This window comes from Sphingomonas lacusdianchii, assembly GCF_022664395.1.
GTDB classification, from domain to species: Bacteria; Pseudomonadota; Alphaproteobacteria; order Sphingomonadales; family Sphingomonadaceae; genus Sphingomonas; species Sphingomonas lacusdianchii.
In genome coordinates this window covers 413034-426485 of the sequence record NZ_JAKRET010000002.1, presented here as the reverse complement: position 1 = coordinate 426485, position 13452 = coordinate 413034, and the positions used below count along the sequence as shown (strand labels likewise).

Here is a 13452-nt window from a genome sequence, read left to right as displayed (position 1 = left end):
GCTCCCTTATTCGGCGGGCTGGAGCGACGCGTCGGGCTGCGGCCGGCGGAACCGCAACCGATCGCCCAGCGCGCGGCAAACGACGTAGAAGGTGGGGGTGAAGACGAGACCGAAGCCGGTTACGCCAAGCATGCCGAAGAACACCGCGGTCCCCAGCGCCTGCCGCAACTCGGCCCCTGCCCCGGTCGCCACCAGTAGCGGCACCGCGCCGAGCACGAAGGCGAAGCTGGTCATCAGGATCGGGCGCAACCGGTCGCCCGCCGCGCGCACCGCCGCCTCGATCGGCGACAGCCCGTCCTCCGCCTCCGCCTGTCGCGCGAATTCGACGACGAGGATCGCGTTCTTGGCGGCCAGCGCGATCAGGACGACCAGACCGATCTGGGTCAGGACGTTGTTGTCCATGCCGCGCACATTGACGCCGATCATCGCCGCCAACAGGCACATCGGCACGATCATGATGATCGACAGCGGCAGCACGAGGCTTTCATACTGCGCCGCCAGCACGAGGAAGACGAACACGACGGCGAGTGCGAAGACGATCGCAGCCGTATTGCCGGCCAGCTGCTGCTGGAAGGCGATATCGGTCCATTCCGTGCTGTAGCCGGCGGGCAGCGTCTCGTCCGCCAGCTTCTCCATCGTCAGGAGCGACTGGCCCGAGGAGAAGCCGGGCGCGGTGTTGCCGTCCAATTCGACCGCCGGGAACATGTTGTAGCGCACGACGCGATACGGGCCGGTCTTGTCCTCGAACGTCGCCAGCGATCCGATCGGCACCATGCCCCCGGCGTTCGAGCGCGTCTTGAGATTGGCGATATCGCTTTCGGTCGCGCGGAACGGCGCGTCGGCCTGCGCCGTCACGCGATAGGTGCGGCCGAGCAGTTTGAAATCGTTGACGAAGGCCGAGCCGAGATAGACGTTCAGCGCCTCGAACACCCGTTCCGGCGGCACGCCGAGCAGGTCGGATTTCGCCCGATCGATATCGGCGAAGACGCGCGGCGTGGCGGTGTCGAAGAAGGTATAGGCGCCGGCAAGGCCGGGTGCCTGATTGGCCTTGGCGATCAGGGCATAGGCTTCCTTGCCCAGCGCCTGATAGCCGTGGCCGCCCTTGTCCTGCACCATCATCCGGAACCCGCCGGCGGCGCCGATGCCCTGAATGACCGGCGGCGGCACGATCATCAGCCGCGCTTCGGTGATGTCGGCGGTCGCCTTCTGCGCCTCGGCCATGATCTGGCTGACGTGCAGGCCCTTCCGATCCTTGAAGTCCTTGAGCGGGATATAGGCGGCGGCGGCATTGGGCGCGAGCGTCTGCGACGGGCCGTCGAAGCCGGCGAGCATCACCGCGCCCTTCACCCCGTCGAGCGGGAGGATGCGGCTGGCGACCTTGCGCATCACCGCATCGGTGCGTTCGACCGACGAGCCGGAGGGCAACTGGATGACGGTCAGGAAATAGCCCTGATCCTGTTGCGGGATGAAGCCGGTCGGCGTCGTCCACAGCATCGCCACGGTCGCTCCGATCAGCCCGGCATAGGCGACCATCACCCGCTTCGGCCGGGTCACCAGCGCATGGGTCATGCGGCTGTAGCGTTCGCTCATCGCCTCGAAGCCGCGATTGAAGCCGTCGCCCGCACGCCGCAGCGTCCGCATGAAGCGCGAGTTTACCGGCGCGTCCTCGGCATGGCCCTTCAGCAGCAGCGCGGCGAGCGCCGGGGACAGGGTCAGCGACACGATCAGCGAGATGATCGTCGCGGTCGAAATGGTCGCGGCGAACTGCTGATAGAAGGCGCCGGAGATGCCGTTCATGAACAGCGTCGGGATGAACACCGCGCACAGCACCGCGACGATCGCGACCAGCGCGCCCGCCACCTCGTCCATCGAGGTGAAGGCTGCCTGTAGCGGGGTCATACCGCGCGCCAGATTGCGTTCGACATTCTCGACCACCACGATCGCGTCGTCGACGACGATCCCGATCGCCAGCACCAGCCCGAACAGCGACAGGTTGTTCAGCGAATAACCGACCAGCAGCAGCACCGCGAAGGTGCCGATCAGCGATACCGGGATCGCCACGACCGGGATGATCGCCGCGCGCCAGCGTTGCAGAAACACGATGATGACCAGTACGACCAGCACGATCGCTTCGCCCAGCGTCTTCATCACTTCGTCGATCGACTGGGCGATGAATTCGGTCGGGTTGTAGATGACGCGATATTCCAGCCCCTTGGGGAAGGTCTTTTGCAGCGTGTCCATCTCGGCGGTGATCGCCTCCGCCGCCGCCAGCGCATTCGATCCGGGGCGCTGGAAGACGCCCAGCAGCACGGTCGGCTCACCCGACAGATAGGTGTTGGTCGAATAATCGGCCGCGCCCAGTTCGACCCGTGCCACGTCGCGCACGCGGACCTGCCTGCCATCGGCATCGGTGCGGATCACGACATCGGCGAATTGCTGCGGCTCGGTCAGGCGACCCTGCGTCTCGACGTTCAACTGAAAGGCATTGCCCTGATTATAGGGCGGCTGGCCGAGCGTGCCGGCGGCGACCTGTACGTTCTGCGCCCGTAATGCCTGTACGATATCGCCTGCGGTCAGGTTGAGCGCGGCGGCGCGGCCGGGATCGATCCACACCCGCATCGCATAGTCGCGCGCGCCGAAGAGCTGGACGTCGCCCACCCCCTCGATCCGGGCGAGCCGGTCCTTGACCTGCGTCAGCGCGTAGTTGGAAAGATATTGCGTATCGAGCGAACGGTCGGGCGATACGAGGTTGACGACCATCAGAAAGTCCGGGGTCGTCTTCTTGGTGACGATGCCGAGGCGCTGCACCTCCTGCGGCAAACGCGGGGTCGCGATCGCGACGCGGTTCTGGACCAGCACCTGCGCGGCGTCGAGGTCGGTGCCGGGCTTGAAGGTGACGGTGATCGTCACCCGCCCGTCGCCGGTCGACTGCGACGACTGGTACAGCATCCCGTCGACGCCATTGATTTCCTGCTCGATCGGGGCTGCGACGGTTTCGGCGACCGTCTCCGCCGCGGCGCCGGGATAGGTCGCGGCGACGGTGACCGTTGGCGGCACGATGTTGGGATATTGCGAGACGGGCAGCCCGAAATAGGCGAGGCCGCCGACGATCGTGATAACGACCGCGATGACGCCGGCAAAGATCGGGCGCGTGATGAAGAAGCGCGACAGGCGCATGGGTGGCCTCCTCGCCCGGCGGGCGTGGTCAGAGGGATCCGGAATTTGGAGCGGCGGACGAACGGGCATTCCCGTTCGCCGCGGTCAGTTACCGGCGAAAGTCGCCTCGCCGATCGTCGCCGCCGGTTTGGGTGCGGCAACAGCGCGGGTGGCGGTGATGGTCGCGGGGCGGACCTGCACCTTGGTGCCGGGCATCGCCAACTGCGTGCCACTGACGATGATCCGGTCGCGGTCCGAAAGGCCGGACTTCACGATCCGCAGCCCGTCGACGACCGGGCCGAGCGTTACCGCCTTGGCCGCGACGGTGCCGTCGCTGCCGACGGTCAGGACGGTCTTGCGCGCCTGATCGGTCTGGATCGCGGCATCGGGGACCAGCAGCGCGCGTATCGTGCCGGCATTGGCAAGGCGCATGTTGCCGAACATGCCGGGCGTCAGGAACAGATCGGGATTGGCGAGCACTGCCCGCCCCCGCACCGTCCCCGATCGTGGGTCGAGACCGTTGTCGGTAAAGTCGAGCCGGCCGGTGCGGCTGTACGCCGCTTCGTCCTGCAACCGGACCTCGACCGCCGCTCCTTCGGCCCCGGCGCGCTTCGACTTGAGGAACAGCCCTTCCGATGCGTCGAAGGCGAAATAGATCGGGTCGAGCGCGTTGATCGTGGTCAGCAGCGTGCCATTGGGTTCGCCCGCCGCGACCAGATTGCCGGCGTCGATCCGCCGGTCGGAGATGCGGCCGGCGATCGGTGCGCGGACCCGGGTGAATTCCATGTCGAGCGCGCGGGCCTGCACCCGTGCCTGTGCCGCGACCAGTGCCGATTGCGCCGCGCGGACGCGGGCAGCGAGCTGGTCGAGATCGCTTTTCGACACCGCATCCTCGGTTGCCAGCCGGTTGGCGCGGTCGAGATTGGCGCGGGCGAGCGCCAGATCACTTGCCGCACCCGTGACACTGGCGCGCGCTTCCGCAAGCGCAGCGGCGAAGGGGCGCGGGTCGATGGTGAACAGCAACTGCCCCTTGCGCACGATCGACCCGTCGGTGAAGTGCACGCCGGTGATCGCGCCCGAGACGCGGGGGCGGACCTCGACCGATTTCGACGCTTCGAACCGGCCGACGAAATCGTCCCATTCGGTGACGTTGCGGATCAGCGGCGGCGCGACCTCGACGGTCGGGGTCGGCATCGCCGCGACGGCGGGCGTGTCCTGCTGCAACAGGCCCCAGGCGGCGCCGAGTGCCACGACCGGCACCGCGACCCAGGCGGCGCGTCGCCAGCGCGACCGGTGCGGCGTGGCCGGCGTGTCGACCGAGTCGGACTTGTGGATGGCGGAGAGCATGTTCATGCGCGGGCCTTTCGCGACGCCTGCACCGCGCCGATGCTGGCGAGCATCGTTTCATATTGATCGGCGTTGAACCCGGCGGCGAAGAAAGCGGCGAGTTCATGCACCGGGACCGCGAAGCCGCGATGCCAGCTGAGCACCGCCATGCGCCGCAGTGCCTCCAGCTTCGGGTCGGCGAGATTGGGGTCGCGGCGGCGGGTGCCGAACACCCGGCCGAGCGCGATCGACAAAGGCGAGGGTTCGCGCAGCGACGCCATCCGGTCGCGCTGGGCAAGCGCCACGACCGACCATTCGAGCGCGCTGAGGCCGGTCGGCGCGGGTTCGGCGGCTTCGACGACGGGGGTGGCGGCGGCGGGGGTGGCGAACAGCGTGTCGCCGGAGAAATCGACATAGGCCATGAGAAATCCTCCCAAACAGGCAGAGGCACGCAGCAGCGGACGCACGGGGGCGACCGCCAAAGCCCCCCTTTCGGAGCCGAGGCGCTGGTGCGGGGACGCAGGTCGCCGTCGCCCGAACCATCAAGGTCCAGGCGGAGCGCATTCTGCGGCAAAGGTTACGAAGGTTGCACGTACCGCCGAATTACGGGGCGATGACCGTGCGACAGTCAGGTTCGAGCATAGCGGCGTCCTTGCGAGAGCCGGAGCACCAGTGCGATGCCCTCTTCTATACTGACTGGTATATTAACGGCGATTCGGTTCGTCAACGCCTTTTGTACCGGTCGGTAGAAATTTCTACCGACCCGGCCACATCATCAGGCTGGTTTCGACAACGCGTTCGAGTTCGGCGCGGGTCGCACCCGATCCGGCCTGCACCGCCATCCCCTGAAGGATCGCATACAAGTAGCTGGTAAGCCCCGATATATCGACATGATCGGGCAAGTCGCCGTCGCGCTTCGCCTGTTCGAAGCGTTCGACCAACGCCGCCTGCGACGAAGCGCGCCGCTGGATCACATCGGCCTTGATCGACGCCGCCTCCGCGCCGCACGCGGTCGCGCTGATGACGCCCAGACAGCCCTTGGGATCACAGCTGCTCATCTGCGCATCGATCGCGCCGCGCATGAAATGTTCGGCGACAGCCCGAGCGGTCGGCTGTTTCAGCGCTTCGCGGGTATATTCGAGCTTTTCGTTCTCGTAGAGGTCGAGCGCCTTGTGGAACAACGCTTCCTTGTTGCCGAAGGCGGCGTAGAGGCTGGGCTTGGTGATACCCATCGCCTCGGTCAGGTCGCTCATCGAAGCGCCCTCATACCCCTTCGACCAGAACACGCCGAGCGCCGCCGCCAGCGCATTGTCGACGCAAAATTCCCTGGGTCTACCCTTGGCGGCAACAGTCGACGTCTTTTCCATAACGTCCGGTACATATTCTATTCGCGCGGTTGTGCAAGGGGGCCGGACGGTCCAAGCGGCGATCGTATCCGATCATTCCTGCCGAGCGAGCCAGCGGTCGAGCGCGGCCGAATGGTCGCGACGGGCCTGTTCCACCGCCGCTTCCGCCGCGGCAAGATCGCGCTGGTGCGACCGGTCGAGGTCCCGCCGTTCGCGTTCGATCGCCTTCTCCCTGTCGCGCAGATCGGCTTCTTCGTGCTCCTGCTGCGACCGAAGTTGATCTAGCGCGTCCACGGCGGCGGCCAGATCGGCGCGCGACGGGCGCGGACCGGGGTCGCGGCGCGGCTTTGCCGGCGGCTTGGCCTTCGCCCTGCCCGCCGGCTTCTTGCGCTTGGGCGTGTCACCTTCGGCGAGGGCGTCGGCATCGCCCTCGCGCAGCCGCCGCACGATCTTGCCCGGCGATGCCAGCGGTTCGCGCATCAAAGCTTCGTCGGTCACCCGCTCGGCAACGCCGCGCGCGAACAGGTCGGCGCTGCTGCCCCATGCCGCCAGCGCCGCCTTTTGGCTGGGGGCGGCGACATAGGCGTCGTGAAACCCGATCGGGGTACGGAACACCTTCAGCGCTTGCTTGCGGGCCACGGCTTCTCGAATGGCTGGGGAACGGACCTCGCCATGGTAGGGCAGCGGCGCGGCGAAGACGAGAGGTGGCGGCGCCGGATCAGGCGGCGGGCTGCGGTTCGTGCTCCCGATAGGCGAAATAGCGGAAGTCGGCGGGGGTGCCCCGCCCCGACATGTCCTGACACGCCATGCCGACGAAGGTGCCGGTGAAGTTGGGCAGGCCGGTGATGGTCGCTTCGTCGGACAGGAGGCTGGCGTCGAACTCGCCGTCGAGCCATTGCCAGTCGTCCTGCCCCTGCGCGCGGAAGGCGAAGCGCAGCCGTTCGCGATCGACCTCGGCACGCAGTTCGATCGGGCCTTCGGGCACGGCGACCGGGGCGGACGCGCTGCTGCGCCCCTCCCCGACCGGTTCGACCGACAGCAGCTGCAACTGGCGCCGTCCGGCGTCGTCGACGGTCAGGTGCAGGAAATGATATTTGGTCGAATTGTAGTAGCAGATCAGTCCAGCCGCCTGCTGAAAGTCGTGGGGGGTGAAGTCGACCTCGGTCGTCGCAGTGTAGCACCACGCCTGTTGCCGCCGTGCGAGCAGCGCCTGTTCGAAATGGCTGCCGATCGTCTCGCGCCCGAACAGGCGAAGATGGCCCGGGCGTGCGGTCAAGCTGAACAGCCGGTCGGGCCAGGGGGTGCGCAACCATTGAAAGGTTTCGGGCAGGTCGGGACCATCGAAGATGTCGATCGTGTCGGTCGCGGGGGTTGCGGTCGCGGGACCCGGCACTTCGGCCTGCGGCAATGCGGGTCGCAGCCAGCCATCCTGTCCCCACGTCATCGGCTGGATCGCGGTCTCGCGACCCAGCACGCAGCGGTCGCTGTCGGGCAGCGGACGGCCGCATAGATAGGCGAGCCACGTCTCCCCGGTCGGCGTGTCGACCAGATCGCCATGGCCGGTGCGTTGCAGCGGCAGGTCGGGCCGACCGCGCGCGGTCAGCACCGGGCCGTCGGGATGGGCTTCATAGGGGCCGAACAGGTCGCGCGAGCGGGCCATGACCACCGCATGGTTGCGTTCGGTGCCCCCTTCGGCGACGAGCAGGTGATACCAGCCGTCGCGCTTGTACAGATGCGGCCCTTCGGTGAAGCCGAGCGACGTTCCTTCGAAGATGGTGCGGCGATCGCCCAGAAGCTGTCCAGTGACGAGGTCCATCTGCTGCACGACAATGCCGGCGAAGCGTTTGCGATCAGGGCGATGGTCCCACAGCATGTTGAGCAGCCAGCTGCGCCCGTCATCGTCGTGGAACAGCGCGGGGTCGAAGCCGCTGCTGTTGAGATGCACCGGATCGGACCAGTCGCCGTCGATCCGGTCGCTCCACACCCAGTAATTGTGGAAATCGCGGAGCGACGCGCCCCGTGCGCCGTCGACGGTGGTGCGACCATAGCGTTTGACGTCGGTATAGATCAGGTGGAACCGGCCGCCGGCATAACTGAGGTCCGGGGCCCAGACGCCGCAGGAATCGGGATTGCCGCGCATGTCGAGCTGGGTGGGGCGACGCAATGGCCGCGACACCAGCCGCCAGTCGGCGAAATCGCGCGAATGATGGATCTGCACCCCGGGAAACCATTCGAAGGTCGAGGTGGCGATATAATAATCCGCGCCGACGCGAACGATCGACGGATCGGGATTGAACCCTCGCAGGATAGGATTGCCGATGGTCATACGGACTTTCGTATCAGGGTCCATAGCAGCGCGGCACCGACCAGATCGAGCAGCCCGAGCAGGATGAAGAAGGGCTGATAGCCGACGCTGTCGACCAGCGAGCCGAGCACCAGCGTGAAGATCAGCACGCCGAGATTGGCGGCGGTTCCCGACACGCCGGTCGCGGTCGCGACCTGATCCTGCGGGAACAGGTCCGACGTCATGGTGATGACGGTGACCGACAGCGTCTGGTGCGCGAAGCCGCCGAGGCATAGCAGCGCGACGGCCGCCAGCGGGCTGCCGACGGTGCCGACGAACATCATGCCGGTCATCAGCAGCGCGCCGATCGTGAACGCCCAGCGGCGCGCATCGATCAGGTCGACGCCGCGTCGCTGCAACCACGCGACCACCGCCGGCCCGAACAGGCAGCCGAGATCGGCGGCGAGGAAGGGCAGCCACGCGAACATTGCGATCTGGGTCAGGTCGAACTGGCGGACCTGTACCAGATAGAGCGGCATCCACAGCGACAGCATCCCCCAGACGGGATCGGCGAGGAAGCGTGCGGCGGCGATGGTCCACAGATTGCGCCGGCGCAGCAATTGGCCGAGCGGCGGGCGGCGGCGCTGCTGCGCCAGTTCGGGTTCCTGCCCGTCGAGGATCAGGTCGCGTTCCTCGACCGACAGCGCGCGGTGCCGGCGCGGCGGCGCATACCAGGCGAGCCACGCCACGACCCAGAGCAGGCCGAGGCCACCGGCGACGAAGAAGGCCGCCCGCCAACTATAGTTGAACACCGCCCATGCGACGAGCACCGGCGCCAGCACCGCGCCGAACGATGCGCCGATCTGATAGATGCCGCCGGCCACCCCCCGTTCGCGCGCGGGAAACCATTCGGCGACGACCTTCATCCCCGCCGGCTGTGCCGATCCCTCGACCAGCCCCAACGCGCCGCGCAGGGCGGCGAAACCGAACCAGCCGGTCACGAGGCCGTGTCCCATGGTGATGAGCGACCAGACCGCGACGAACAGGGTGAAGCCGACCTTCAGCCCGATCAGGTCGAGCAGATAGCCGGCCACCGGCTGGAACATGATCCCGAACTGGAACGCGCCGGTGATCCACGAATATTGCTGGGACGAGATCCCCTGTTCGGTCATGATCGCAGGCGCGGCGACGCCGAGAATGCTGCGGGTCAGGTAGTTGATGACCATCGCGCCGACGAACAACGCGATGATGGTCCAGCGCACCGATTTGAATCGCGCCAAATTACCCCTCCCGGTAACGTTACCATTGTTTGGTAGGCGCTACGGGTCGGGGAATGCAAGCCGATATCGGCGCTTGCCCGACGCCGCTCGGCACCGATACGGTGGGGCGATGGGTGATCGCGCATCGGGCCGGGCATGTCCCGAGCCGGTAATCGCCCTGCGCATTGCACGGTAGAGAGACGCTTGACCCAACCCACCCGCCGACGTCGCAGCGTCACCATCATCGATGTCGCGAAATATGCCGGGGTGTCGCCAATGTCGGTGTCGCGGGTCATCAACGGTGACAGCGGCGTGCGCGAGGCGACCCGTATGATCGTCAACGATGCGATCCGCGAGCTGAACTATACGCCGAACCTGATGGCGCGCAGCCTGGTGACGTTGAAGGAGATCCGCATCGGCGTGATCTATTCCAACCCCAGCGCCGCGTTCATGGGCGATTTCCTGGCCGGCGTGTTCGAGGAGGCGTCGAACCGCGCGGCGCAGTTGATCCTGTTGAAGGGACAGGCGGGCGGCGCGCCGACGGCCGATGCGGTCAAGCGGCTGCTTGCTTCCGGGATCGGCGGGGTGATCCTTGCCCCGCCGCTCGGCGAGGCGCAGGGGCTGCGCCGGATGCTGCACGAGGCAGCGGTGCCGGTCGCGCTCGTCGGGGCGGTCGCGGCCGACGCGATTTCGGTCGGGATCGACGATCGCGGCGCGGCGCGCGACATGACCCGGCATCTGATCGCGATGGGGCATCGTCGGATCGGCTTCGTCGTCGGCAATCCCGACCAGCAGGCGAGCATCGCCCGGCTCGACGGATTCCGGTCGGCGGTCGCCGAGGCGGGCGAGGTCACGGCAACGATCGTCCAGGGCGATTTCAGCTATGCCTCGGGCCTGATCGCAGGCGAGGCGTTGCTGGGGGCGGACGACCGTCCGACCGCGGTGTTCGCCAGCAACGACGACATGGCGGCGGCGGTGGTCTCGGTCGCGCATCGCCGGCATCTCGACGTCCCTGCCGACCTGACCGTCACCGGCTTCGATGACAGCACGGCGGCGGTGACGCTGTGGCCGCCGCTGACGACGATCCGCCAGCCGGTGCAGCAGCTTGCCGCAGAGGCGTTGCAGCTGCTGATCCGCGAGATGCGGACCGCCAAGCCGTTGCCCGCCGCGGAACGGCTGCTCGTGCTGGACCATGCGCTGATCGAGCGCGAGTCGACGGCACCGCCAAGCGCCTGACATTGCGCGGCTTCGTCCGCCGTGACAGGCTGTCGGCAACGACAAGGGGGGAGCGAGGATGCGGGCGATTCGGCGGGCGGGTCTGGCGACGATGGCCGGTGCGGCACTGGCGGGGATGACCGCCGATGCGGGCGAGGAACACGGCTCGGGCCCCTACCCCGCACTTTTCGAGGAACGCGCCGACCTGCCCGATCATGTCGTCTATCGTCCGGCCGATCTGCGCAAGGTCCGGCGCGGGGCGTTGCCCATCTATGTCTTCGGCAATGGCGCGTGCAGCGCCGATGGCACCAGTTCGCGCAACCACCTGCTCGAAATCGCGTCGCACGGCTATCTGGTGATCGCTTCGGGCACGATCCCGAAGCCGACAGCGCCCAAGGCACCGGCGCCTGCCGCCCGGATGGCAGCGCCGACCGAAACCAAGGCGCTGACCGACGCGATCGACTGGGCACAGCGCGAGAATGGCCGCGCCGACAGCCCGTTCGCCGGGCGGATCGCGACCGACCGGATCGCGGTGTCGGGCTTCAGTTGCGGCGGGCTGCAGGCGCTGTCGGCGGCGCAGGACCCGCGGGTCACGACCGCGGTGGTCATGAACAGCGGCTTCTTTCCCGAAGGCGCCAACCCGATCGCGGGGGTGGTGTCGGACAAGAAGCTGCTTAAGTCGCTGCACGGATCGGTGCTGTATGTGCTGGGCGGTACGACCGACATCGCGTACGGCAACGGCACCGACGATTATCGCCGGATCGACCATATCCCCGCCGCGCTGGTCAACGTGCCGGTCGGGCATGGCGGCACCTATATGCAGCCGCATGGCGGGGTCGCCGCGACCGTCGTCACCAGATGGCTCGACTGGAAACTGAAGGGCGATGGCAAGGCGGCCGGCTATTTCACCGGCCCCGCCTGCGGCTTCTGCAAGGACGATCGGCTGACGATCGAGAGCAAGTTGGGCGGTTAAATTACAGTGCCGCAGAAGCATTCGACGTTGCCGGAGGACAGAGGGCAATGCGCAGTACGCCGTCCCGGTTATCGTCGCCGATTAGCTTCGCGTGCCCAACAGCGCATCGAGCCGGACCGGCGCGAAACCATGGACGTCGACGCCGACGTCGAACTGGCGCGGCATCGGTTTGAGCCGCCCGTGGCTATGGCCATGGAGGTTGATCGAACGTTTGTGCTGCCCGTTCCAGCTCCGAAACGGATAATGGCACAGAACGAGGCGATGACCGTCGAGATCGATCTCGGCATAGTCGCCCGTGCTTGCCCACCCGGCCGCTGCGAGGGTCGCGTCGGGATCATTGTTGCCGCGCAGCAGATGCTTGGTGCCATGCAGGCGGGCGAGCAAGGCGGGAACGTCGGCCGGGCGGCGCGCGACGTCGCCGAGATGCCAGACGATGTCGTCCGGCCCGACGGTCGCGTTCCAGCGATCGATCAGCAACGCGTCCATCTCCGCCACCGTCGCGAAGGGACGTTTGTGGATATTGATCGTACGATGGTCGCCGAAATGCGTGTCGCCGGTAAAGAATATCGTCATGTCCAGTACAGTACCCCCGCCTGCGGAAGCAGCGCCGCAATCCGTTCGGCAAAAAAGTCGCGCAGCATCCGCATCGTCGCCGCGTCATAGACCTGTTTCTCGCTACCGAACTTGGTGCGTTTGGTTGTCCGGTTCGTCGAGCCCATGTCGAGCGACGATCCGGGATACCAGTTGTCCAGCACCGCCTTCGACCCAGCCGTGAATCGATGGGTGATAAGCTCGATCGTCAAATCGATCCCCGGCACGGTCGAAAGCGCCGCCGCGGCATCGGCGATGAGCGATCCATAGGCATCGCGCCAACCCTCCGCCGCGATGATCGGGGCGATGGTCAGCCCGACCGGATAGCCCGCCGCCGCCATCCGCGCCAATGCCGCCAGTCGCGCGGCGACGCGATCGGTGCCCCCTTCGAACCGGGCGAAGGCGCTCGGGTTGATCGACGCGCGCATGCGGGTGCGGCGCTGATGGTCGAGGCCGAGCAGCGGGTCGACCCCGGCGAACTTGGTCGTGAAGCGCAACTGCACCGGCGCGTCCCACCGGCCGAACCATGCGATCGTCGCCGACAGCGCGCTGGTGATCGGTTCGAGTGCGAGCGGATCGGTGTAGCAGGAGGCTTCGAACGTCGTCCCCTCCTGCGCGCGGTCGCGATTGCGCGACGTGACGCTGCCCTGCCCGAGATAGGCGGGCAGCCCGTCCAGTATCTCATCGAGATTGGCATAGACGCGGGTGATCGGCGGCCCCTTGAGCGAACCGGCGAGATAGCAATAGCCGCAATGCGCCGGGCACCCCTCGGCCAGGTCGACGCGCCAGTCGGCGCTGGGCGCGATCGGTTGCAGTTTCCGCTTCGAGGGCGGCGCGACGACCACGGCCAGCGTCGATTTCGCCTGTGCATAGGCGCGCCGGGGATCGTCGGGCAGGTCGAGCGCGAGCCGGTCTCCGGGCAGCAGCACGACCTCCACCCCCAAGGCAGCGGCGCGTTCGGCGATGGCGCGACCATGGGCGAACCCCATCGACGCCCGGGTGACGAGCAACCGGTGCGGACGCCAGAGGGTCGGTCGAAGCTGGGGGGCGGTGGCCATGCCGGCCCAACGTTCCGCACCGCCGGTCGCTCCCACCCCCTGCCGGACGCGCGGCAGATGCATTCCGGGTCGAGTCGCGACGCCAGATCGTCGTCCGCACGACGAAACCCGCTGTGCACTGACAACAATGGCGGGCAGCGATTTCAGCATTTCCCGAATATTCTACGCAATTTGCCGGGCTGATCTTGCGCCGATCTGCGCGACTTGCGGCAAATGGTGCCGTATACTGTCACTTAACGCATTC

11 protein-coding genes are annotated in these 13452 nt (G+C 67.1%); 2 read left to right on the top strand and 9 right to left on the bottom strand.

The window, feature by feature from the left end; all coding sequences use genetic code 11:
* Positions 1–6: 6 nt before the first annotated feature.
* The 7 genes from MF607_RS04680 to MF607_RS04650 all read right to left on the bottom strand — a co-directional run bounded on the left by MF607_RS04680 (position 7) and on the right by MF607_RS04650 (position 9392).
* On the bottom strand, positions 7–3177 hold the full coding sequence (locus MF607_RS04680; protein ID WP_242116400.1) for an efflux RND transporter permease subunit: 3171 nt from the start codon (positions 3175–3177) through the stop codon (positions 7–9).
* Between the two features lie 84 nt (positions 3178–3261).
* Entirely contained in the window at positions 3262–4509 is a 1248-nt protein-coding gene (locus tag MF607_RS04675) for an efflux RND transporter periplasmic adaptor subunit (protein ID WP_242116399.1), read from the bottom strand.
* A complete protein-coding gene (locus MF607_RS04670; protein ID WP_242116398.1) occupies positions 4506–4904 on the bottom strand; it encodes a hypothetical protein in 399 nt (132 codons plus the stop codon). Before MF607_RS04670 ends, MF607_RS04675 begins: the two co-directional genes overlap by 4 nt.
* Positions 4905–5237: 333 nt before the next feature.
* On the bottom strand, positions 5238–5849 hold the full coding sequence (locus MF607_RS04665; protein WP_242116397.1) for a TetR/AcrR family transcriptional regulator: 612 nt from the start codon (positions 5847–5849) through the stop codon (positions 5238–5240).
* A 72-nt stretch (positions 5850–5921) separates the two neighbouring features.
* The gene (locus MF607_RS04660) at positions 5922–6467 is read right to left on the bottom strand and encodes a hypothetical protein (RefSeq protein WP_242116396.1); all 546 of its coding nucleotides are present in this window, start codon (positions 6465–6467) and stop codon (positions 5922–5924) included.
* Between the two features lie 79 nt (positions 6468–6546).
* Complete coding sequence (locus MF607_RS04655) at positions 6547–8154, bottom strand: glycoside hydrolase family 43 protein (RefSeq protein ID WP_242116395.1); 1608 nt, start codon at positions 8152–8154, stop codon at positions 6547–6549.
* Entirely contained in the window at positions 8151–9392 is a 1242-nt protein-coding gene (locus MF607_RS04650; protein WP_242116394.1) for an MFS transporter, read from the bottom strand. The genes MF607_RS04655 and MF607_RS04650 overlap by 4 nt, the downstream gene beginning before the upstream one ends.
* 183 nt (positions 9393–9575) lie before the next feature.
* Here MF607_RS04650 and MF607_RS04645 point away from each other — a divergent pair, with 183 nt between their 5' ends.
* A complete protein-coding gene (locus MF607_RS04645) occupies positions 9576–10607 on the top strand; it encodes a LacI family DNA-binding transcriptional regulator (RefSeq protein ID WP_242116393.1) in 1032 nt (343 codons plus the stop codon).
* Between the two features lie 58 nt (positions 10608–10665).
* Positions 10666–11559 carry a poly(ethylene terephthalate) hydrolase family protein gene (locus MF607_RS04640; RefSeq protein WP_242116392.1) on the top strand — a complete coding sequence of 298 codons (894 nt, stop codon included), beginning with the start codon at positions 10666–10668 and terminating at the stop codon, positions 11557–11559.
* 81 nt (positions 11560–11640) lie between these two features.
* Here the strand turns inward: MF607_RS04640 and MF607_RS04635 are convergent, their stop codons facing one another.
* Both MF607_RS04635 and MF607_RS04630 read right to left on the bottom strand, forming a co-directional pair.
* Positions 11641–12132 (bottom strand): metallophosphoesterase family protein, encoded by a 492-nt coding sequence (locus tag MF607_RS04635; protein WP_242116391.1) that lies wholly within the window; start codon positions 12130–12132, stop codon positions 11641–11643.
* Complete coding sequence (locus tag MF607_RS04630; RefSeq protein WP_242116390.1) at positions 12129–13208, bottom strand: SPL family radical SAM protein; 1080 nt, start codon at positions 13206–13208, stop codon at positions 12129–12131. Before MF607_RS04630 ends, MF607_RS04635 begins: the two co-directional genes overlap by 4 nt.
* Between the last annotated feature and the right edge of the window lie 244 nt (positions 13209–13452).